This window comes from Oribacterium sp. HCP28S3_H8, assembly GCF_052064775.1.
Lineage (GTDB): Bacteria > Bacillota > Clostridia > Lachnospirales > Lachnospiraceae > Oribacterium.
In genome coordinates this window covers 272,780-294,617 of sequence record NZ_JBQHUZ010000003.1, presented here as the reverse complement: position 1 = coordinate 294,617, position 21,838 = coordinate 272,780, and the positions used below count along the sequence as shown (strand labels likewise).

General features: G+C 48.9%; 15 protein-coding genes. 12 read left to right on the top strand and 3 right to left on the bottom strand.

Annotated elements, in window-relative coordinates; genetic code table 11:
* Position 1 precedes the first annotated feature (1 nt).
* The 5 genes from ACTNEN_RS05440 (at position 2) to ACTNEN_RS05420 (ending at position 7,128) form a co-directional block, all read left to right on the top strand.
* A complete protein-coding gene (locus ACTNEN_RS05440) occupies positions 2 to 1,228 on the top strand; it encodes an ABC transporter ATP-binding protein (protein ID WP_441205028.1) in 1,227 nt (408 codons plus the stop codon).
* Positions 1,229 to 1,247: 19 nt separating this feature from the next.
* Complete coding sequence (locus ACTNEN_RS05435) at positions 1,248 to 2,234, top strand: ABC transporter permease (protein ID WP_441205027.1); 987 nt, start codon at positions 1,248 to 1,250, stop codon at positions 2,232 to 2,234.
* Positions 2,235 to 2,777: 543 nt separating this feature from the next.
* Complete coding sequence (locus ACTNEN_RS05430) at positions 2,778 to 3,689, top strand: hypothetical protein (RefSeq protein ID WP_441205026.1); 912 nt, start codon at positions 2,778 to 2,780, stop codon at positions 3,687 to 3,689.
* A gap of 228 nt (positions 3,690 to 3,917) precedes the next feature.
* Positions 3,918 to 5,582, top strand: coding sequence for an acetolactate synthase large subunit (locus ACTNEN_RS05425; protein ID WP_441205025.1), 1,665 nt, complete (start codon positions 3,918 to 3,920; stop codon positions 5,580 to 5,582).
* 97 nt (positions 5,583 to 5,679) lie between these two features.
* Complete coding sequence (locus ACTNEN_RS05420) at positions 5,680 to 7,128, top strand: amidohydrolase (protein WP_441205024.1); 1,449 nt, start codon at positions 5,680 to 5,682, stop codon at positions 7,126 to 7,128.
* A 62-nt stretch (positions 7,129 to 7,190) separates the two neighbouring features.
* Here ACTNEN_RS05420 and ACTNEN_RS05415 read toward each other — a convergent pair whose 3' ends face one another.
* Positions 7,191 to 9,197: a RecQ family ATP-dependent DNA helicase gene (locus ACTNEN_RS05415; protein ID WP_441205084.1), complete on the bottom strand. Its 2,007-nt coding sequence runs from the start codon at positions 9,195 to 9,197 to the stop codon at positions 7,191 to 7,193.
* Positions 9,198 to 9,428: 231 nt separating this feature from the next.
* Here ACTNEN_RS05415 and ACTNEN_RS05410 point away from each other — a divergent pair, with 231 nt between their 5' ends.
* The 4 genes from ACTNEN_RS05410 (at position 9,429) to ACTNEN_RS05395 (ending at position 15,108) form a co-directional block, all read left to right on the top strand.
* Positions 9,429 to 10,940, top strand: coding sequence for a UxaA family hydrolase (locus ACTNEN_RS05410; RefSeq protein ID WP_441205023.1), 1,512 nt, complete (start codon positions 9,429 to 9,431; stop codon positions 10,938 to 10,940).
* Positions 10,941 to 11,017: 77 nt separating this feature from the next.
* Entirely contained in the window at positions 11,018 to 12,337 is a 1,320-nt protein-coding gene (locus ACTNEN_RS05405) for an SLC13 family permease (RefSeq protein ID WP_441205022.1), read from the top strand.
* Positions 12,338 to 12,552: 215 nt separating this feature from the next.
* On the top strand, positions 12,553 to 14,286 hold the full coding sequence (locus ACTNEN_RS05400) for an alpha/beta hydrolase family esterase (RefSeq protein ID WP_441205021.1): 1,734 nt from the start codon (positions 12,553 to 12,555) through the stop codon (positions 14,284 to 14,286).
* Positions 14,287 to 14,739: 453 nt separating this feature from the next.
* Positions 14,740 to 15,108 (top strand): RidA family protein, encoded by a 369-nt coding sequence (locus ACTNEN_RS05395; protein WP_441205020.1) that lies wholly within the window; start codon positions 14,740 to 14,742, stop codon positions 15,106 to 15,108.
* A gap of 294 nt (positions 15,109 to 15,402) precedes the next feature.
* Here ACTNEN_RS05395 and ACTNEN_RS05390 read toward each other — a convergent pair whose 3' ends face one another.
* On the bottom strand, positions 15,403 to 15,804 hold the full coding sequence (locus ACTNEN_RS05390; RefSeq protein ID WP_441205019.1) for a hypothetical protein: 402 nt from the start codon (positions 15,802 to 15,804) through the stop codon (positions 15,403 to 15,405).
* A gap of 335 nt (positions 15,805 to 16,139) precedes the next feature.
* Between ACTNEN_RS05390 and ACTNEN_RS05385 the strand changes: the two genes are divergently transcribed.
* Positions 16,140 to 17,180 carry a hypothetical protein gene (locus ACTNEN_RS05385; protein WP_441205018.1) on the top strand — a complete coding sequence of 347 codons (1,041 nt, stop codon included), beginning with the start codon at positions 16,140 to 16,142 and terminating at the stop codon, positions 17,178 to 17,180.
* 318 nt (positions 17,181 to 17,498) lie between these two features.
* On the top strand, positions 17,499 to 19,370 hold the full coding sequence (locus ACTNEN_RS05380; protein ID WP_441205017.1) for a hypothetical protein: 1,872 nt from the start codon (positions 17,499 to 17,501) through the stop codon (positions 19,368 to 19,370).
* A 191-nt stretch (positions 19,371 to 19,561) separates the two neighbouring features.
* Here the strand turns inward: ACTNEN_RS05380 and ACTNEN_RS05375 are convergent, their stop codons facing one another.
* Positions 19,562 to 20,632 carry a hypothetical protein gene (locus ACTNEN_RS05375; RefSeq protein ID WP_441205016.1) on the bottom strand — a complete coding sequence of 357 codons (1,071 nt, stop codon included), beginning with the start codon at positions 20,630 to 20,632 and terminating at the stop codon, positions 19,562 to 19,564.
* Between the two features lie 399 nt (positions 20,633 to 21,031).
* Between ACTNEN_RS05375 and ACTNEN_RS05370 the strand changes: the two genes are divergently transcribed.
* Entirely contained in the window at positions 21,032 to 21,799 is a 768-nt protein-coding gene (locus ACTNEN_RS05370; RefSeq protein WP_441205015.1) for a sulfite exporter TauE/SafE family protein, read from the top strand.
* The last annotated feature ends 39 nt before the right edge of the window (positions 21,800 to 21,838 follow it).

The window sequence follows — 21,838 nt, the reverse complement described above, 5'->3', positions numbered from 1 at the left end:
TATGGCAGACGTAACCAAGGTGGACGAGCAGAGGGCGCAGTTTCTTAAGGAGAATGCCATCAAGGCAGATTACCACGAGGAGGCACCGACAGATCCGGATATTATCATCCGGACGGTGGATCTCTGCAAGGATTATGGGGAGGTTCATGCGGTGAACCATCTGAATCTTGAGATCCATAGGGGTGAGGTATTTGGACTGCTCGGACCCAACGGCGCAGGTAAGACCACAACGACGCTTATGCTGCTCGGACTTACGGAGCCAAGCTCCGGCAGAGCCTATATTGATGGCATGGACTGCAGCAGAGAAGCTCTCGCTGTGAAACGTGAGGTCGGGTACCTACCGGATAATGTGGGCTTTTATCCAGATATGACAGGTCGGGAAAATCTGATTTTTTCCGGTATGATGAATGATTTAAGCCGGGAGGAGGCCGCGAAGCGTGCGGTCGGACTTCTGGAGCGGGTGGGCATGACCTATGCCGCCGACCGGAAAACTGGCACCTATTCCCGAGGCATGCGGCAGCGTCTCGGCATTGCTGATGTGCTGATGAAGGACCCCAAGATCATCATCATGGATGAGCCGACCCTCGGCATTGATCCGCAAGGTATGCATGAGCTTACGGCGCTGATCCGCGAGCTTTCGGTAAAGGACGGGAGGACGATCCTGATTTCCTCTCATGAGCTGTATCAGATTCAGGCGATCTCGGACCGGGTTGGTATCTTTGTCCATGGACAGATGATTGCGTCCGGCAGGATCCGCGATCTTGGAAAGCAGCTCCAGAGCGAGGGACTGTATCTTGTGGACATCCAGGCAGAGCGGGAGCCCGAGATAACAGAGGCAGTCGGGACGAGCACAGAAGAGAAGCATTCGCAGGAGGATGCGTCTGGCAGGTCGGAAGCAGAGGATGAATCGCAGGAGCTGATCCCGCTGATCCGTACGATTCCCGGCATCCGTGCGATCGGGCGGCGTGAGGACGGAAGCATTCACATTGAGTCTGTGCGGGATATCCAGAAGGAACTTCTCAAGCTGCTTCTGGAGCATCATTATATCCTCCGGGAGATGCACCAGCGTGGTGGTGACTTGGATGAAATTTATCGTAAATATTTTGAAAAGGCAGGCGAGAGTGATGGAAGCGAGCACACAAAGGACGGAACAGAACATAAAGCCGGGAACAAGGATCCAGAGAATCTTTTCCGGAAAGGACTTGCATGGCTCCTCAAGGACGACTGAGACGGAATCCGGGAGCCTGATGGAGCAGAGAGCAACCAATCGTCATGGCTTCACAGTGCTGTACCATAAGGAACTGGCGGATCATCTGACCTCGAGACGGTTCCAGCTTTTGTTTCTGATCCTGCTTTTCATTGCGGGGGCAAGCCTCTTTGGCGCATTCGGAAGCCTCAGTAAGGCAGCACAGCAGACAACGGCCAATGGTCAGCAGGCTGCTCCGAGCGATTTTGTGTTCCTGCAGCTTTTTACGACCGCGGGTCAGTCCATTTATGCTTTTACGACCTTTATCGGATTTCTGGGACCGATTTTTGGCATCATGCTTGGCTTTGATGCGATCAACAATGAGCAGGCGCAGGGGACACTAAATCGTCTTGCGGCGCAGCCGATTTATCGGGATACCATCATCAACGCCAAGTTCTGCGCAGGTGCGACGGTTGTTTTCCTCACGATGTTTGCACTGGGCGGCATTATGACCGGGGCGGGCATCCTGCTTGCTGGACTGATCCCCAAGCCCGAGGAGATTGCGCGGCTGCTTGTTTTTTTACTGATTGCATCTGTTTACATCTCGGTATGGCTTGCGGTGGCAGAGTTCTTTTCCGTGGTCTCCAAGCATGCGGCGACAGCGGCGCTTGCCTGTGTGGCGATCTGGTTGTTCCTTACGATGTTCCTGAGCCTTGCGGTAAATGGCTTTGCCGGACTTGTATATCCGGTCAGCAAAACGGCACCGGTAACCAATGTTCTTGCGAATTATCGTATGCAAATGAATCTGAACCGGATTTCCGCATATTATCTCTTTAACGAAGCAACCACCATGATCATGAACCCTAACGTGCGTTCGCTTAATATCATGGATCTGGTATCACTCCAGGATGGAGGGATTTCGTCTTATCTGTCTCTCGGACAGAGCCTGCTTCAGATCTGGCCGCATCTTGTCGGACTGATTGCGATGGCAGTTGCCGGCTTTGCGGCAGCCTATATCAGCTTTATGAATCGTGAGATCCGCGCGTGAGACTAAAACGAATCAGTTTTATGAATTGGGAGATCCGGGCGCGAGATTAAAACTAAAATGAAATGTAAAAAAAGAAAATACACCCGCAAAATAAATATACAAAGAAATATTTTTAAAATCTATTGACAGATTGTACTTATTGATGTACAGTAAAGCCATAAAGAGATCGGAACGAGTTAAAGAACAAGGAAATATGGCGAGCGCTTCATAAATCCAAAATTCTTTAATTCAAAAGGTGAAAAAGAAGCAGGAAGTAAAGTGGCGAGCGCTTCACAGAACCAACTGCAGAAATTTCATCAAAACCGTTAATGGTGAGAGATGTTGGATCAGGTAGTACGAAACTACACAGAAGATAACAGATTTCACCAGAATCACACTTTCTCAAGGAGGTAAAATCCATTGGAAAGTGAACTCTAAAGGGGTCCTCTTCATTGCGTAAGTTGAGGATCCCTTTTATTATGTCTTTTTTGAGCTGTTTGTGCTTAAGGCCGGTCAGGATTTACGGGCTATGCTATAATACATAAAAAGAAGCGAGGCATAAGCATGACAAACAGACAAAACCGTATCGCCCGGTATCATCTTCCGGGCTTATTTCAGTTTTATACCTTTTATCAAAAGTTTCTTCCACTCTTTTATGAGCATAGAGAGTATTTTTATGACTGGTGTGAGATCGGATCTATTTACGGAGCGCCGGAGGGCTGCATTTGGGGCGGCGGCAGAGTAGGAGAGGGGGATCCCGATCCTGAAGCAGTGCTTAAGCTTCTAAGAGAATATCACATCTCCGGCAGACTCACCTTCAGCAATGCACTTCTCCGGGAGACAGATCTTTCAGATCCGAAGTGCAATGCCCTGTGCGCACTTTTTGAGGATAAAGACCGCCAGCAAAACGGCATCATTATTCACTCCGATCTCCTGCTCCATTATCTTAGAGCGCGATATCCGGGGTTCTATTTTGTTTCCTCGACCACCAAGGTGCTGACAGAATTTAAACAGCTTCTTGCGGAGCTTCATCGGAGTGAGTTTTGCATGGTTGTACCGGATTTCCGGCTTAATAAGAGCTTTGATCAATTTAAAAGCATGACTCCGGCAGAACGCAGCAAAGTGGAATTTCTTGTAAACGAATGCTGCTGGTTCGGATGCCCCGATCGGAAGCGCTGCTATGAGGATGTCAGCAGGAAAAATCTGGGCTTGCCCGGTCCGGAGCATGTCTGCCATGCACCGGATGCCGCCGGTGGCTATCGATTTTCCAAAGCAATGACCAATCCCGGATTCATCGGTGTCGAGGACGTCAGTAAAGTCTATCTTCCGATGGGATTTACAAATTTCAAGATCGAGGGCAGAGGCTTGGGCAGCGCTCTCCTCCTGGAATTTCTCCTGTATTACCTGACGAAGCCAGAGTGCCAGCTTAAGGTACGAGAGGAAATCTATCTCGACAATACACTGGATTTGTTTTAGAGTTTTTTTGGCTTCAAAGGGGGGGATTCATCCGGTTGTTCTGTTCCGGGTCGAGGTATACCTGCCATAACCAAAAGAAAATTGAACGGAAAGCTTTCGTGTGCTAGAGTAATGCTCAAATATGAAAAAGTTTCCTAAAAAAGGTTCCCGCATTGAGGCAGACGCGAGATGCGCCTGTCTTTTTTAATGCTTTATTACTTTTTAAGGCGATCAAAGGGGGGAGTAACTATGAATGTTGCGGAAATGCTGGTAAAGGCATTGGAACATGAAAATGTAAAATATGTGTTTGGTATCCCGGGAGAGGAAAATCTGGATTTTATGCATGCACTGAAGCAGTCGGATCAGATCCGGGGAATCGTGGTCCGACATGAGCAGGGCGCTGCTTTTATGGCAGATGTTTACGGGAGGCTGACCGGAAAGGCGGGGGTCTGCTTTTCCACACTCGGTCCCGGCGCGACAAACCTGATCACCGGTGTTGCCGATGCCAATGGTGACGGTGCACCGCTTGTTGCAATCACCGCACAGGTTACCACCGACAAGATGCCGCTGACCTCGCATCAGTATCTGGATCTTGAGACGCTGTTCCAGCCGATCACCAAACGTACCAAGATGATTGTGTCACCGGAGTCGGTCAATGAAATTGTACGCCTCGCGTTTAAATATGCCGAGGGACAGAAGCCGGGCGCAACCCACGTCTGCATCCCGCAGGATGTAGCACAGATGGAGGTGCCGGAGGGAAGTGCCAGGAAGCTTTTAAACCGACCGGCGGAGGTTAAGGAGTATGCCGACGAAACCCAGCTTGAGGAAGCTGCGGCAGTCATCAACCGCGCGGAGCATCCGGTTATCCTCGCAGGGCATTCTGCTGTGAATGGAGGTGCCGCCAAGGCGCTCACGGAGTTTGCAGAGAAATTACGCATTCCCGTGATCAACACTATGATGGCAAAGGGTATCATTTCCTGTAAAAGCCCCTACTATATGTGCACCATCGGCATTCCGCAGCGGGATTATCCCAACCTCATCCTGGACCAGGCGGATCTCGTGATCTGCGTCGGTTATGACATTGTGGAGCTGGCACCCTCCAAGTGGAACCGTAAGGACCAGCACCGGATTCTGCACATTGATTCACTGCCGGCAGATGTCAACAAGCTCTATCAGCCGGAGGTGGAGGTCATCGGGGACATCAGCTTTTCGCTGGAGCAGCTGCTGCTGGACTGCGATCCCAAAAAGGAACCGGAGGACTTTTTTGAGATCCGCAGGGCGATCACAGCGGAAAATCTCATGTACCAGGACGACAACGGTTATCCCGTGAAGCCACAGAAGCTGCTCTACGATATCCGTAAAATCATGGGACCGGATGACATCCTGATTTCGGATGTCGGCGCGCATAAGATGTGGATTTCCCGCCATTATGACTGCTATAAGCCTAACACCTGCCTGATTTCCAACGGTTTTGCCACGATGGGCATGTCCGTGCCGGGTGCGATTGCGGCAAAGCTTGTTTACCCGGAGAGGAGAGTACTGGCAGTCTGTGGTGACGGCGGCTTTATGATGAACATGCAGGAGCTCGAGACGGCAGTCAGAGAAAAGATCCCGATCGTGGTACTTGTATTGAATGATGGCGGCTACGGTCTGATCCGCTGGAAGGAGGATGACCGCTTCCACGACCATTTCTTTGTGGATTTCACAAATCCGGATTTTGTAAAGCTGGCAGAGGCGATGCATGTCCGCGGGTTCCGCATTGATAAAACCGAGGATATCATCCCGATCATGGAGAAGGCATTTAACTGCGGTGGACCGGCACTTGTTGAGTGCCCGATCGATTACAGGGAAAACGAAAAGCTGACAGCACATCTTAAAAAGCTGATGGAACAAGGTACGACGATCAAAGCTTAGTTCTGCAGCGGCTATCGCACATGATATGAGTGTGGTAAAATATATTTCAGACCGGATCGGCGTCATGTACTTAGGACACATGATGGAGGAGGCAGATATGGGCTTGGAACAGTACCTTACGGTAATTGACGATAGTAAAGAGACACTGGATACACTTGCGGACCAGATCTGGGGCTGCGCGGAAACCGCCTACAGCGAGACAAAATCCGTAGAGAAGCTCACGGAATTTTTCCGGAAGGAGGGATTTACCGTTGAGGACAAGGCATATGGTATCGATACCGCATTTACGGCATCCTTCGGCAACGGCAGTCCGCGGATCGGTATTTTGGGAGAGTTTGACGCACTGTCAGGACTAAACCAGATCGCAGGACTTGTTGAAAAAAAATCCGAGCATCCGGGGGCACCTGGACATGGCTGTGGACATAACCTACTTGGAGTTGGCTCTGCAGCCGCGGCGCTGGCAGTGCGCGATTATCTTAAGGCAGGTCATCCGGGGACGGTGATTTATTATGGCTGTCCTGCGGAGGAGGGCGGCAGCGGTAAGGCATTTATGGCTAAAGAGGGTGCCTTCCGGGATCTTGATGCGGCAATTACATGGCATCCCGGGACCAGCAATGTTGTAGTGACCAACAGCTCGCTCGCCAATTTCCAGGTATTGTACAGTTTTGAAGGGACGGCGGCGCATGCTGCCGGCTGTCCAGAGCTTGGCAGAAGCGCGCTGGACAGTCTCGAGCTTATGAATGTCGGTGTGCAGTTCCTGCGGGAGCATATGATTGAGCAGGCAAGGATCCATTATGCTATTGTGGATGCAGGAGGATATTCGCCTAATGTGGTACAGCCGACTGCCAAGGCAATTTACCTTGTGCGCGCGCCAAAGCAGCAGGATGCGGCAGAGCTCCTCGCAAGAGTGGACAACATTGCCAAAGGAGCGGCGCTTATGACTGATACCAAGGTGACTCGCCGCTTCATAAAATCCTGTGCCAATTTCGTTTCCAACCGGACTCTTGAGAAGCTTTTGTACCAGTCCATGCAGGAGGTGGGGGTCCCCACTTATACGGAGGAAGAGTACGCGCTTGCGGCGAAATATACAGCGACTGCGCCGGCAGGTTCAGACCGTGGTTATGATGAGCTTGTTTCGGATATGCTGATTCCCGGGGATATCAAGTTTATGAAGGCGCATAAAAAGGACCGGCTCTGGGACTTTATCGTGCCCTATGAGGAAATCCATATTGTGAAGGCAACAGGTGGCTCTACGGATGTCGGGGATGTGAGCTTCCAGTGCCCGACCGCGCAGATCACCTGCATGACACTGGCACCCTTGACGCCGGGACACAGCTGGCAGATCGTATCACAGGGGAAGTCCACGACGGCGCATAAGGGCATGCGATTTGCAGGTAAGAGCATGGCGCTTGCGGTGATGAAGCTGATGGAGAGTCCGGATACACTCAAGACCGCAAGAGCTGAATTTGATGAGGTGATGGCGGATCAGAAGTATATCCCGATTCCAAAGGACGCTCATCCGGTTGCCATGAGCAGCCTGTACTGAGGTAAGCCCGGCTTTTCCAGTGTAACAGGCGCAGTATAGCACAATGTGGCGATTGGCACAGTCTATTTTTCAGAAGGCTCCAGAGTGAACATCTCGAGGATGCCGCGCTGTGCTTCCCGGGTATAGTAGACATCGAGATACTCCTGTCCCTTCTGCCCGACCCGGGTGTCAAGCTCCAGACCGAAGTCCGCTCCGGCGGCAGTGACCTTGCGCTCGATAAAACGTCCATTATTGATCGTCCTCAGATACCCGAGGGCGATCATTTTGTTTTGTATGGTTGTCCCGAAAATCTTTTTTACATGCTGTGCATCCCGTAGTGTATTTAAGACTCTGGCAAGCTCTGCGACAAGATAGCGCTTCTGATACGGAAACGAAGCGGCTTCCTCCGGAGTAAGATAAAATTCGCATTGCGGACCCCTGGCAGGGAACTCTCTGCCGCCGGCCTTGACTGCATCCGCGACCAATCTTTCTGTGCCACCGGAGTTCTCCGCTGCCCGGAAGCGCTGGATCGCATCCAGAAACGATGCCCCATACCGCGCCGCCTTGGCATCCCCTACACCGGAAACATTCATAAAAGCGTCCATCGTGCAGGGCTCCTTGAGTGCCATGTCCACAAGGGTCCGGTCGGAGAATATAATAAACGGCGGACGACCTTCCTGTCGCGCCCAGTCTGTACGCACCGCTTTTAAAATCGTGAAAAGCTGCAGTTGGCGGGGATCCAGATCCTCCCGACTCGCACCGGCATGCGCATGCTTGGCACGCTGCCGGGCGGCTTCTCTGCGACGCTCCCGCGCACGTTCGCCGGAGCCCTCGACCGCCTCGTCCGTTTCTGCTTCTCCGAGACATACCGAACAGTTCCCACAGTCCTCGGGGGCATCTTCCCCAAAATAATTCAGAATATATTTCCTGAGACACTGCTGTGTCATACAGTACTTCCGCATCATTTCGAGCCGGTAGAGGTTCTGCCGATGCACAATCTGCCGGTCTTCCGGTGTCATGCCTTCTACAGGTGCGGCATGGTCAATGAGGTATCTTGCAAGGATCACATCCTGACCACTGTACAAAAGGATGCAGTCCGCAGGCTCTCCATCCCGCCCGGCACGTCCTGCCTCCTGATAGTAATTTTCAAGGCTTGCAGGCATATTGTAGTGGATCACAAAGCGGACACTGGATTTGTCGATCCCCATCCCAAAGGCATTGGTCGCGATGATGACAGGCACCCGGTCAAAAATGAAATCCTCCTGACTCTTAAGGCGCTCTGCATTGGAAAGTCCGGCGTGATAGCGCGCAGCACGGATTCCCGCATCCATTACATACTGATAGAGCTGATCCACAGCCTTTCTTGTGGCGCAGTAAATAATCCCGGACTCGTCCGGATGCTCCGAGAGGAAGTTAAGGACATAACCCCGCTTGTTGTGCTGCTTCTTAACAGCAAAATAGAGATTTTTCCGATCAAATCCCGTAATCAGCTTTTTGGGAGTCTCCAGATCGAGACTTGTCACAATGTCATACTGCACCCGTTCAGTGGCGGTTGCAGTGAATGCAGCCAGCACGGGGCGTTCCCTAAGCGTCCCTGCGAAATCGGCGATCCTCCGGTAGCTTGGGCGGAAATCTTGTCCCCACTGAGAGATGCAGTGCGCCTCATCCACCGCAATCAGGGAAATCTGCTGTGTGGCGGTGAAGCTCAGAAAATTGTCAGTCATAAGCCGTTCCGGTGCCACATAGATGATCTTGTAGCGCCCTTCTGAAGCATACAAAAGAGCCTTCCGCGTCTGGGATTCCGTAAGAGAACTATTGATAAATGCAGCGTGCACGCCGGACGCATTGAGCGCCTGCACCTGATCACGCATCAGAGATATAAGAGGTGAAATCACAAGAGTGATTCCGGGCAGAAGCAGCGCCGGTACCTGATAGCAGATGGATTTGCCGCCGCCCGTCGGGAGGACGCCAAGGACATCCCGTCCCCGAAGGATCGCGTCGATCAGTTCCTTCTGCCCGGGACGGAACTCGTCATAGCCAAAATACTGTTTTAAAACTTCATGCGGTTTATCTTTCTTTTCGTTATCCACGTTATCCAAATTTTCACCTGCGGACTAAGAGTGATGCAAAGAATCTGATGCTTCCTATCATACCGTAAAGTCCATGCGCATGCAAACCCTGCATTATTATCTCTGGCTTATATATATGTAAATTACATTAATTGGAATTTATATATAATTTCTGCTAACCTATGTGCGTAGTTGAGAAACAGATACAGATTTAAAAATTACTTATATCAGAAGATTCGCTAGGAGGTAAGCATGGATATCAATGCGTTAATGATGGATGACACCGATAACGTTGTTACCTGTGTCACGGAAGTCAAGGCAGGAGACAATGTGGTTTTTAAACAGGCTGGAGAAGTTAAGACGATCTGCGCGGAGGAAGATATCCCCTATTGCCATAAAATCGCGCTTACCGATCTTGCAGTCGGTGATGAGGTCTTCAAATACGGAGAGAGCCTTGGAAAGATGATCGAGGCAGTTGCCAAGGGACATCTTGTGAATGAAAACAACCTTAAGAGTGTCCCGAGAAACTATGATCAGGAGCTTGCCGGAGATGATTTTGTCATGAGCGCAAAGCAGTCCGCCGGAGATCCAAATCCAAAGAAGCGTACCTTCTGGGGATATAGAAGAGCCGAGGGACGCCCGGGAATCCGCAATCATATCCTGATCCTGCCGACATGTGCCTGCGGCAGCGAGAGCAGCAGAATCGTTGCAAGCCAGGTTCGTGGCGCGGTAAATATCGTATTTAATACCGGATGCTCCGATGTTGCTGCCAACACCGCCATGTCCCAGAAGGTGCTGACAGGGTTTGCCTGCAATCCCAATGTATATGGTGTTGTGATCATCGGACTTGGCTGTGAGACCGTTGGGCATGCACAGCTCGCCGAGAAGATCCGGAGCATGACCAGCAAGCCCGTTGCACACTTCGGCATCCAGGATGAGGGTGGTACGCTTAAAACCATCGAGAAGGCAGTGCGTGCCGCAAGAGATATGGCAGCGGAAGCAGGCATGCAGCAGAAAGAGGAGTTTGATATCTCCGAGCTTTTGTTAGGCATCGAATGCGGTGGTTCCGATGCAACCTCCGGTATTGCCAGCAATCCGGCAGTCGGAGAATTGTCAGATGCGCTGGTAGATCTTGGCGCAACAACCGTAATGTCCGAGTCCATCGAGTGGATCGGCGGAGAGCATGTACTTGCCAAAAGAGCAGCCAATAAGGAAATTCACGATCAGATCATTGAAGTCTGCCGTGCCTATGAGGCACATCTCAATGCGGCCGGGCAGGATTGCCGTGCCGGTCAGCCAACTCCGGGCAATAAAGCCGGTGGCCTCTCCACACTGGAAGAAAAGAGCCTTGGATGCATCCGTAAGGGCGGCACACGTCCGATCGTTGAGGTGCTGGAGCAGGCAGTGCGCCCGAGCAAAAAGGGAGCGGTTGTCATGGATACTGCCGGATATGATATTGCATCCGTTACCTCGATGGTAGCTGCCGGATGCCAGGCTGTGATCTTTACCACAGGTCGAGGAACACCGACCGGCAACGCCATTGCGCCGGTATTAAAGGTAACGGCAAACGGCAGAACCTATGCCAGGATGGAAGACAACATGGATGTGGATCTCTCAGGCATCATTGCCGGCACGATCAGCTACCAGGAGGAAGGTCATCGCCTGGTAGACAAGATCAATGCGATCTGCAATGGACAGTTAACCAAAGCAGAAGCCTATGGATTCTCGGATATTGCCGTGGATCATGTGTGCAGATACGTCTAAACCAATAAAAAATAAAAATTTAATAGACAAGAGACAGGTCCTGCGGCATGTGGCAGGGCCTGCAAAAGGGGGAAAACATGAGTACACAGTTGACGATTTGTCTCGTGATATCTTTACTTGCAGTGATTGGTTTTATCCATGGCAAGCTACCGCTTGGGACAGTAGGATGCGCAGCTATGCTGGCATACCTTTTTACAGGCTGTATTGATGAAAAAACCGCGCTTGGAACGATAGGAAACTCCAATATCGTGATGGTTTCCGGTATGTTTGTAATCTCTGCCGGACTAAGGAAAACGCAGTTTGTTCATCTCATTGGTAAGTCTGTAAAAGCCATCTCCAAGGGCAGCATGGCTAAGGTTATGCTAGGCTTTATCCTGGCATCGATCCTTGCGGCAACACTGACAGGCTCCGCGCTTGCTGCATTTGCCATTGTCATCCCAATTGTTAGTGCAACATGTGAGGAAATGAACATCAGCATCAGCCGTGCTGCATTCTGTGTAGGACTTGCCTGCATCGCTTCCTGCGGTATTGTACCGGTCGGCGGCACACTTGCCATGCTGGCGGAAATCAACGGATACATCGATGCCAATGAATACAGCCAGTATCAGCTCGCGCTTACAGACCTGTTTGTAGGACGCTGGCCGGTACTTGTAATGCTGACACTCTACAGCATGTTCCTTGGCTGGAAGATCGCACCGGAGAAACCGGTCATTGAAACCTCTGAATTTAGTCTCGGCAGTAAAGGACCGGCGGCACCTCTTGCACCGTTCCAGGAGAAATGCGGATATACTATTTTCTTTGGCGTAACTTTGTTGCTTGCTTTTTCCGGACCCATCAATAGCTTCTTTAAGAGCGTTGGCATCCCCGCGGTCTCTGCCTGGGAAATCGTTCTGCTTGGATGTCTCCTCCTGGTGCTTACCAAGGTTCTGTCCCCAAAGGAGTGCTTTGGCGCGGTAAACTGGGATATGGCATTTCTGATCATCGGCTGCTTATGTATGGGTGCTGCACTTAACAACACCGGTGCCGGTACGCTCATCGGTAATGCCATCGCATCGGTTGCAGGCAGAATGAGAAATAACTATATGATCGGTGCAATGTTCTTTATCATTCCGTTCCTACTTACACAGATCATGCAGAATCGAAGCGTTATGGCGATCTTCCAGCCGATCGCGATCCTTGCCTGCAAGAGCATGGGGGTAAGCTGTGTTGGTCCTTGCATCCTTGTAGCTGCTGCCTGCACAACCTCCTTTATGACACCGATGGCGACTGCCTGCATTCCCTATATCATGGAAGTCGGAGGATATGATGTTAAGTCACAGTTCGTACAGTCTCTCTTACCTGCGGTGCTCCTATCTGTTATCAATGTTTTCTATGTCATGACAGTTTTTCCACTTTAATAAAACGCTGCATATGTAAATATAACTGTTTTAAATGCCAGGCTGATGTGAGGAAGCGCATCAGCCTGACTACATATACACCGGATTTATTTATGTAAAAATCAGCTTCTTTTCATGCCGTTTGATATAAATATCGGCTTTACACATTAAAGCAGTACCTGTTATAAAATCAGTTTGCACAACTGTAAAGAAAATACAAAGGAAAGGATAAAATTATGGAAATCAAAAATATGCCGGAAGTAATGGCAGACATCGCTGTTGACTTACAGGATCCTAACAGAATGCTGATCAGCGGACTTTTCCGTGAAACCGCAAAGGATGGCAGCAGGGAGCGAGAGTTCCTGACCTATATTCCGGAAAACACGCATAACGGACAGCCGTGCATTGTTGTGGCGATGCCATCCGGCAGTAATCCAGGGGAGGTTCTGGAAAAGACCGGTTTAAAGGCTTTTGCAGACGAGAGGAAGTATCTCATTCATCTGGTACCGGCAGCAGACAATGGCTGGCGTCTGGACGGTAGAGATGCAATGTTCCTTAACACGGTCTATGTAGCTGTCAACAGCCGCCGCTATTATGTAGCTCTTCAGGATAATATGTTTCTGCTTGGTCTTGGCGACGGAGCAGATGCAGCACAGCAGGCAGCAAAAAACATGGCAAGTGAATGGAGCGGACTCATTACCATCGGGGATTTGACGCTTGATCTGAGAGAGGATCATTCCACTGCGATGCAGGAGCAGGATCAGGGAAGTGGAGAGCTTAAAATCCAGGCAATGCGTGCCCAGCTTCCGGTATGGATGTTTGTTTCGGAACTGTCCGGTGCCAATGCAGGTACCGCCGAGTACTGGCGCGGAGAAAACAAGAATCTTCCGGAGCCCCTATCCGGACAAGGCGTGGATTATATCTGGATGCCATCCCCTGTCAGAGCACAGAGCGAAATCAATGAAGAGCATATTGCCGAGGTACGTGTGACCACAGGTACGACCGAGTGCATTCGCCAGACTCTGGAAACAGCGTGGTCCTACATTGGTCTTGCCAGACGCCACAGAGGCATTGGTAAGAAATTCCTGAGATACAATAAGGATCCGCTTGCGCTCGGGGCGACATTGCATACCCTTGAGGTGAATGGGATGATGCGCAAGTGGTACGAGTATGTACCGGAGACCTGCACCCCGGATCAGTCATGGCCGCTGGTTGTCGTAATGCATGGTCGTGGCGGTACTGCCGAAACCTTTTTTGAGATAAGCTGCATGTCTGTTGTCGCAAGAGAACGCCGCTTTATCGCGGTATTTCCGGAGGCAGGCATTTACCAGCAGTTCCAGGGCGGCTTGAGAAACATTCTCCTCTGGAGCGGTGAATATCAGGGAAAGCCCATTGATGATATCCAGTTTATCCGCGCAATGGTGGATGATGTCCGGGCAAGGAATCAAGTGGATAACGGACGCATTTATGCCTGCGGTCAGTCCAGCGGCGGCATGATGACGGATCTCCTCAATAACTGTGCAAGTGATCTTTTTACGGCGACAGCCAGCTGGTCGGCACTGCGGGCGCCGAAGCGCATGAATGCAGAATTTCCGGAGACAAAGGACCCATGCCCAACTATGTATATCTTTGGAGAGCTGGATCCGTTGAATGCTTCTAAAACGCCTGATCCGGAATTTCCGTTTAATCTTACCGCGGAAATGAAAGAGCAGGTGCTTGGCAAGATGAAGCGTTATGGCTTAAAGCTTGAGGATGTGCAGATCTGGGATGATTATCCAATTCACTGGGCAGCCTTCCCCAATGCGCAGGGTGTGCCTATGCTCGTCATCGGTATGGTGCATAACATGGCGCATGCCAATTATCCGGAGGAAAGCGGCATCAGCTACGACCAGTATCTGTGCGGTTTCCATAAGGACGCAGATGGAGCTCTCTACTGGAGAGGCAAAAAGGTGATTGTACCGGAGCTGTAAATTATAGCAGCAAAGCGGCAGGAGGATAGTTCTGATTACAGACTATCCTCCTGCCGCTGTTACGTGTAAGACATACGATGACATGCAGAGACTGCGATAGGGATGCTTGGGCGATTTTACCTGGAAATAATCTGTATCTTTAACGGATCTTTGGCTTTTATTAATCTGAAGAATCACAGGGATGCAGCTTTTGCTGCCGGAGCCCAATGCTGTGCAACTGCTGTTATGAAGCTGAAGATGTATAAGGATGCAGATCGCCTGAATATACTATCGGCATATCGTCTGTCTTTTAAAAACAGGGTGGCAGGAAAGCAGATTTAAGTGTAAAGTAGAGACAGGGTCATCCACCAGAATTTGCAGAAGCAGGTATGCTGAACTTGCATGTTTCGGATGGATCGCCAGAAGTATCATAAGGTTCATGTAATACATGAAAGATCACAGAAAGGAAACATTATGAGCGTTATTTCTACAGAAAAAGCACCGGCAGCTATCGGACCATATTCACAGGCCATTAAGGTTGGGAATTTTGTTTTTGCATCCGGCCAGATCCCGGTAGATCCGGCAACTGGTACGGTTCCAGAGGGAATCGCAGCACAGGCGGAGCAGAGCTGCAAAAATGTAAAGGCTATCATGGAGGCTGCAGGCACCGATCTTGAGCATGTGGTTAAGACCACCTGCTTCCTTGCAGATATCAAGGATTTTGCAGCATTCAATGAGGTTTACGGCAAGTACTTCACCGGCAATCCTGCAAGAAGCTGCGTAGCTGTCAAGGACATCCCAAAGGGCGTACTCTGCGAGATCGAGGCTATTGCCGCGCTGTAATACAATTATCAAAAGACCTGGTAGGTCGACCAGGAAATAGCTAAATTCATAATTTTCGGTGACTCATCCGAAACTGGTAGACTAGAGCGCAAGGGATGAAACTGCCTCATTGAAATTCAAATTGATTGTGGGATAGGGACTGCTTTGCTTCTGGATTTATCCATATGGGCAACATCCAACTCAAATAGATAAAAGGGGCTGTTACGATTCCACTAAAAAGTGGAATTGCAACAGCCTCTTCTGAGTGGATGCTATTACCAATTCAATTTGCAACAGCCCTTGTCACATTAAAATTTAAATTCCCGAGAGATCATATCCGGCAAGTGCAGACCTCGACCTGAAATCAGCTTCATCCTTGATGCCAAATTCAGATGCTTTTCGGACCGCATCCGAAATCGGGAGCTGCCGTTCATGTGCAAGCTCAAACAGCATTAGAAGCCTACCTTCCAGTTTGCCTTCAGCTAATCCTTTGGCAGTACCTTCAGCTAATCCTTTGGCAGTACCTTCAGCTAATCCTTTGGCAGTGCCTTCGGCTAAACCTTTTTTCAGTCCGTTTTCATAGATTCCTTCACTGAGATTACACATTGTATTCACCCCTTTCGATATGTTCCCTAAAACAGGAAATGCATATTTTTCTTCAAGTGTCTGGCATTTTTCTGCCGCCGACAACAGATTTGAAATCAGTGTGGACAGCATTCCGATAAGATAGTTCTTGGAGTTGATGCTTTTTTCCGATAAGTTGATCATGACCACGTCAATCATAGTTTACCATAAAAGTCACTTCTAAATGTTAAACAATGATAAAACTATCCGTCACCGTTCGCCACGGTTCTGTCTGGAAATATAAAACAAATATGCACGGGGAATGCTGGCTCGCCGAGGGTGGTACCGGTGCGTTGCGGGGAGGAAATCATCCGAAACGGGTGGGTTAAATTTTCAGGTTTTTCTCTTACGGCTTGATGAATCCCCCTTGCACTCAGATCAGTAAGGACGTAGAATATCCGGCAGTCTGATAAGGAGGAATTTTTATTATGTCAGCACAAGATTATGTCAGCACCTATGCCGGACATTATTTCGATTTTTCAGAGGCTGTGCCTTTTTTTCTTATTTCACTTGCAGGGCTGTGTGTCGTAATCGGAATCATCCTGATTATGGCGCGTGTGCGTGCCGAATTTGACCGGAGTCATCCATCCGGCGGGCAGAATTTTGATGCCGATGAAGATAAGGGAATTTCCGCGGAATATGACCTTAATATAGATTCGGATTATTATGCTAAAGATCGGGAGAGAGCAGCGGCTGCAAAGATAGATCAGGATTACTATACGGAGCCCTATGAAGATGAGGACGATACAGTAAAATATCCGAAGCCGTCAAATTTAACCAGCCGAAACGACCGCGCAAACGCAGGAAGCATTCGCACGAGAAACACAGAGACAAGATCCCGTAGCCGCGGACGGGCTCCCCAGGACATAAGAGCGCTCCGTTTTATGGAAAGCTTTTTTGAAATGGCATTTGCAAGCACCTCGGTGCTTCTGCTGCTTGCTCTTTACTACATCATCAATGACCGGATCTCCGGTCCCGTGGCGTCTCTGTGGCGAAGCTACAAGGACTGGATGCTGATCGGCTTTCTGCTGCTCTCGATGATCGTGAACCGCATTTTTGATCGTGTCTTGGTTCATCTCCGCAATCTGGACTCGAAACAGCGCGGCTCCATGCGGCTCATAAGCTCGCTCTATGTCGTACTGATCCTTATGTACATCCGATTTATTTATGACGATCTCAACTATGAAAATCTCATTATTTATTTTGTTACCCTGATCATCGGTCGCTTCGTTTACTTTGATGTCACATGGGAAGGCTTCCGGGGCGATATCTCCGGCATCGCGCGGAATTTTCCGTTCCTCATGCTTATGGTCGCCTATTCCGGCTTTGTCATCTGGTACGGATTTCATTCTGGCTTCCTTTTAAAGGCGAATGGTGTCATCGTCAGTACGCTCATTGCCCACTTGTTTATGGACGTCGCGATTTTCCTGATCGACAAGACCCGTATCCTGAGACTCCTGTGCCGGTGAGGAGACAATAGAGAGCCTGGAGCCGGTATGCGAGATCGAGACCAAACTCCTGTGCAGGTGAGAGGAGAATCAGAACTCTGCCATGAGACCAATTCATCCGGAAGAGTGATGCAAGCTTTAATAGAGATGAGCTTAATTTGCATTTTGGTTTTATAAAATACGTCAAATTTTAACATTCTGTAGAAAATAAAAATGCATAGAAACATTAAATTAATAGTAAATTATTAAATTTTTAATTTCTATTGACAATAAAAATAAGAATCGTTATTATGTTGAATATTTCGTTTACTATTGCTTGCCATCATGGAGGATAAATACATGCATTTAAGTTTTAAAGCCGGGCGTTTTTTGCCTGCGGTGCTGAGCGTGGCACTTCTTCTGTCTACTGCCAGTGCCGGAGTCGGATATGCGGAGGGTTCTACTGCTACCGGTGAGGAGGTATCAAGGATCATTGCAGGTGATCTTACTGATGAATATAAGCTGAAGATTACCCGGGGATCGGAGGATTATACCATAGAGCTTTATTGTATGAACAATGACCTGCACTGGCCGGATGTTAATGATAAATATAAGGTCGGTTACCTGGACTTTTCAAAGTATCCTGGTCTTGAGGATAAGCTGATCAAGGCATTGTATGCCGGATATCCGTATAATGGCATGAAGCTATATAGCGATGCTACGACACCGATGGATGAGGAGACATATAATAGCTTCCTAGCGGTGCCGGAGGCATTTAAAAATGATACCGATTTGTACAATATTCTTGGTGATGAGACATATGCCTATGATGATTATAAAAATAACTCGGATCATATGGAAAGGCTCAACAAGCTGAACACCGAGGTATTTCACCTGCAGTTTACGGGAGGCACCACAAGTAGTAAGCTAAGCGCATCGGATATCACCAGTACTGCCTTTTATCTTGCAGCATTTACTATGGTTAATGCAAATGACAATGGTATGGACCCGGTAGATTACTGGAATCAGGTTATGCTTAAGGGAAATGACTGGAAAGAGGTTGCACATTCTGCCACGCAAAATGCGATTTGGATGATTCTTCAAAATGCACACGTTGAAAACAATAAAAAGGGCATACGATATGATAAGTTGGCACAGGATATTTATGATGCTGCTAACTCGGATAAACTGAAGTATTTAACCGTAAAGCCAACTAGGGATGATGTCACGGTGGCGCCGGAAGCTCAGAACATGACTTACGATGAAGAGCTTGGAAAGTGGATTGCGGGACCTTTCCGAATCACGGAAAATCTCACCATGTACGGCGGATATACAGTAGAAAGCGACAAGTTTACGGTAATAGTAAAGGATGCAAGCGGAAACTGGGAAAATGTGCCAAGCATTCCGGTAGATCAGAATTTCTACCTTGCATCAGAGGATGAGATCACTTCGACAGTTAAAGTAGAGTTCAAAAAGACGGTTGCCTGGATTGAAAAAAATGGTCTGAGGCAGTTTACCCCGGAGAGGGAGAATTCAGTAGCATATCAGCACATGATTGGCGCAATCATCCATAATACAACAATAAACAAATCCATCAAGGTAAAACCCGCTCCAGATGATCCATCGACACCATCGGATATCCCGTCGACACCGTCGAATATTCCGTCGACACCGTCGGTCATCCCATCAACGCCATCGGATCTCCCGTCGACGCCATCGGACATTCCATCGACGCCATCGGACATTCCATCGACACCATCGGACATTCCGTCAACGCCATCAGATATTCCCGTAACACCGGAAACACCAAATATTCCGAAGGAAACGCCGGATAATAGTGGTGATTCCGAAAACGGTTCTAGTGGCAGTTCAAGCGGAGGATCCGGCAGTGGCTCGGGTGGAGGATCCGGTTCATCCGGATCTACCGGTATACATTCTGTCTTTGGAGATTCGAGAAACACCACGACAGAAAGCAAGGCAGGGAGTACGACTGAAAGCGCTGCAGGCACTCCACCGGACGATAGTAATCCGGCAGAAACAATAGGTGGCTCCGTTCAAGGTATGAACCGTAATCGTCCCGGTCAACAAGGAGATGTGGATGGTGAGACAGCAGGCGCAAGCCGAAGCGTGCAGACCGGAGATCATGCGCATATGATTCTGTATCTTGCAGTTTCTCTGATCGCGTTGATCGGACTGCTTGGATGGAAGCGTAAGGCAGATAAGCAGGGATAATACAGTATTCTGCGGGGGTCTGCATTCGCAATAGATAAAATGATAAGAGGTGCATCTGATCATCGTAAACCGAGACAGATGCACTTCTTTTTTATATGAGCAAAAGGACTTTACCGGAATAGAAATTTTATCGCGTAAGTTAAAAACTACCACCTTAGAACAAATCCAAATGGCTTCTGAGCAATATAAACTTAAATTCCCGAGAGATCATATCCGGCAAGTGCAGACCTCGACCTGAAATCAGCTTCATCCTTGATGCCAAATTCAGAGGCTTTTCTGACCGCATCCGGAATTGGGAGCTGCCGTTCATGTGCAAGCTCAAACAGCATTAGAAGCTTACCTTCCAGTTTGCCTTCCGCTTTACCTTCCGCCTTACCTTCCGCCTTACCTTTGGCAGTGCCCTCAGCTAAACCAGCGGCTTTACCTTCCGCTAATCCTTCCAATTTACCCTTTTTCAGTCCGTTTTCATAGATTCCTTCACTGAGATTACACATTGTATTCACCCCTTCCGATATGTTCCCTAAAACAGGAAATGCATATTTTTCTTCAAGCGTCTGGCATTTTTCTGCCGCCGACAACTGATTTGAAATCAGTGTGGACAGCATTCCAATAAGATAGTTCTTGGAGTTGATGCTTTTTTCCGATAAGTTGATCATGACCACGTCAATCAGGTCATACCGCCCGTATCGTACAGGACGGTCGCTGCCGGAATACAGCACTTTTGGTTCGATACTGTACTCGATCATACAGTCAGAAATCATATTCTTATCACGGTCAGATTCCGGAGTTTCCATGCAGATCCATATCGAGTATGTCTTACAGACTCCATCATAGTTTTCCGGAGTGTACTCAACATCCATTTGCTGTGAGATCAGCCTGGATGCATACACAATTCCCCGGGTTGTAAGATCATATCCCGGATTCCACTGCTTCTGGGCTTCCAGATTAATATAAATCCTGGTATGTTCCCCGGAACGTGTGGCTGCAATAAAAACGATATCAAATTTTGCTTCGCCTTCATCCGGAAGCTTGCTTTCCGAATTGATTCCGGTAATTTTTCCGGGACGGATTTGTCGTCCGATCTCCGGAGTGCCTTCGATTGCGGCAATCGCTTCCTCCACAGTATAAGCCTGAAATTCTCTGACCGCATAGATAAGGATCCTTGCAAGAATTTCCTTATCGGCAAGCAGTTCCTTGACATAGGCATCATATTTTGCTTTAGCTTCTGTCACGGAAAGTGTGTGCTGTAAATGAGTTTCCATTTCGGGTCCTCTCCCTTCTAAGTAAGTATAATCAGAGAGAGCTTGATGCCGTCACTGATTATCAGGGCAGCATCTGCCCGATAAAAACATTATACCATAAAAGTCACTTCCAAATGTTAAACAATGATAAAACCATCAGGAAACTATCAGCCAATGTTTTGCCTGGAAATATAAAAACAAAATTTGCAGGGGGGGAGGATCATCCGATTTGGCAGAAAATGAACTTTTTCGGATGACTTATTTCCGGCACGACCTATGTTAAAATCATCCGATCCGATTGGACATCACCAATAGCACTTTCCCTGCAGGCCGCGGAGTGATATACTCGTGAAATTAAGATTCAAAATTCTTTGCGGTAATATCCTTTACCGGAGTATTTAAAACGAGGTAGAAAGTAGCATGGTAATTTCGTGGATGACGTATCTCATTGTATGCCCGATGGTGTTTCTTGCCGGCTTGATTGATGCGATCGGCGGCGGTGGAGGACTGATTTCCCTGCCGGCATATCTTTTTGCAGGACTTCCGGCGCATCATGCCATTGCGACCAACAAGCTTAGCTCCACTTGTGGCACTGCGGTGGCGACCATTCGCTTTATAAAAGAGGGACTCGTCAACTGGAAACTGGCGCTGCCTTCCATCCTTGCGGCGATTCTCGGCTCTAGCATCGGGGCGCATATGTCGCTGATTGTACCGGAACGGATCCTCGTCATGGTACTCGCCGGAGTACTCCCGGTATCTGCATTCATCGTATTAAACAAAAAGCTCTTTGGAACGATTGAGGATGAAACGGTCGTGCTGACTCCCAAAATCTATCTGACCGCAGTGATCGCGGCGCTGATTATCGGCTTTTATGACGGCTTTTATGGTCCCGGAACCGGAACATTTCTGATTATTGCATTTACCGTCTTTGCAAAACTCGGGATCAAAACCGCCAATGCACAGACCAAGGTCATCAACCTCACCACCAACATTACTTCGCTTACCATCTTTATCCTTAACGGGCAGACCCTCTTTCAGCTCGGCATCCCGGCGGCACTTTGCAATATGCTGGGAAATTATATCGGTGCAGGACTTGTAATGAAAAATGGTGCCAAAATTGTGCGCCCAAGTATTATAATTGTATTGGTTTTACTCGCAATTAAGGTCGGTACAGATTATTTCGCTTAGAGACAGCCGTAGCCTGCGAGATGAAATCCATTCGGGTAA

Coding starts and splice junctions, on each gene's coding strand:
- ACTNEN_RS05390 (WP_441205019.1), bottom strand. CDS start 15,804: ATGCTGTCCACACTGATTTCAAATCTGTTGTCGGCGGCAGAAAAATGC.
- ACTNEN_RS05370 (WP_441205015.1), top strand. CDS start 21,032: ATGGTAATTTCGTGGATGACGTATCTCATTGTATGCCCGATGGTGTTT.
- ACTNEN_RS05375 (WP_441205016.1), bottom strand. CDS start 20,632: ATGGAAACTCATTTACAGCACACACTTTCCGTGACAGAAGCTAAAGCA.
- ACTNEN_RS05400 (WP_441205021.1), top strand. CDS start 12,553: ATGGAAATCAAAAATATGCCGGAAGTAATGGCAGACATCGCTGTTGAC.
- ACTNEN_RS05420 (WP_441205024.1), top strand. CDS start 5,680: ATGGGCTTGGAACAGTACCTTACGGTAATTGACGATAGTAAAGAGACA.
- ACTNEN_RS05435 (WP_441205027.1), top strand. CDS start 1,248: ATGGAGCAGAGAGCAACCAATCGTCATGGCTTCACAGTGCTGTACCAT.
- ACTNEN_RS05385 (WP_441205018.1), top strand. CDS start 16,140: ATGTCAGCACAAGATTATGTCAGCACCTATGCCGGACATTATTTCGAT.
- ACTNEN_RS05410 (WP_441205023.1), top strand. CDS start 9,429: ATGGATATCAATGCGTTAATGATGGATGACACCGATAACGTTGTTACC.
- ACTNEN_RS05380 (WP_441205017.1), top strand. CDS start 17,499: ATGCATTTAAGTTTTAAAGCCGGGCGTTTTTTGCCTGCGGTGCTGAGC.
- ACTNEN_RS05395 (WP_441205020.1), top strand. CDS start 14,740: ATGAGCGTTATTTCTACAGAAAAAGCACCGGCAGCTATCGGACCATAT.
- ACTNEN_RS05425 (WP_441205025.1), top strand. CDS start 3,918: ATGAATGTTGCGGAAATGCTGGTAAAGGCATTGGAACATGAAAATGTA.
- ACTNEN_RS05440 (WP_441205028.1), top strand. CDS start 2: ATGGCAGACGTAACCAAGGTGGACGAGCAGAGGGCGCAGTTTCTTAAG.
- ACTNEN_RS05405 (WP_441205022.1), top strand. CDS start 11,018: ATGAGTACACAGTTGACGATTTGTCTCGTGATATCTTTACTTGCAGTG.
- ACTNEN_RS05430 (WP_441205026.1), top strand. CDS start 2,778: ATGACAAACAGACAAAACCGTATCGCCCGGTATCATCTTCCGGGCTTA.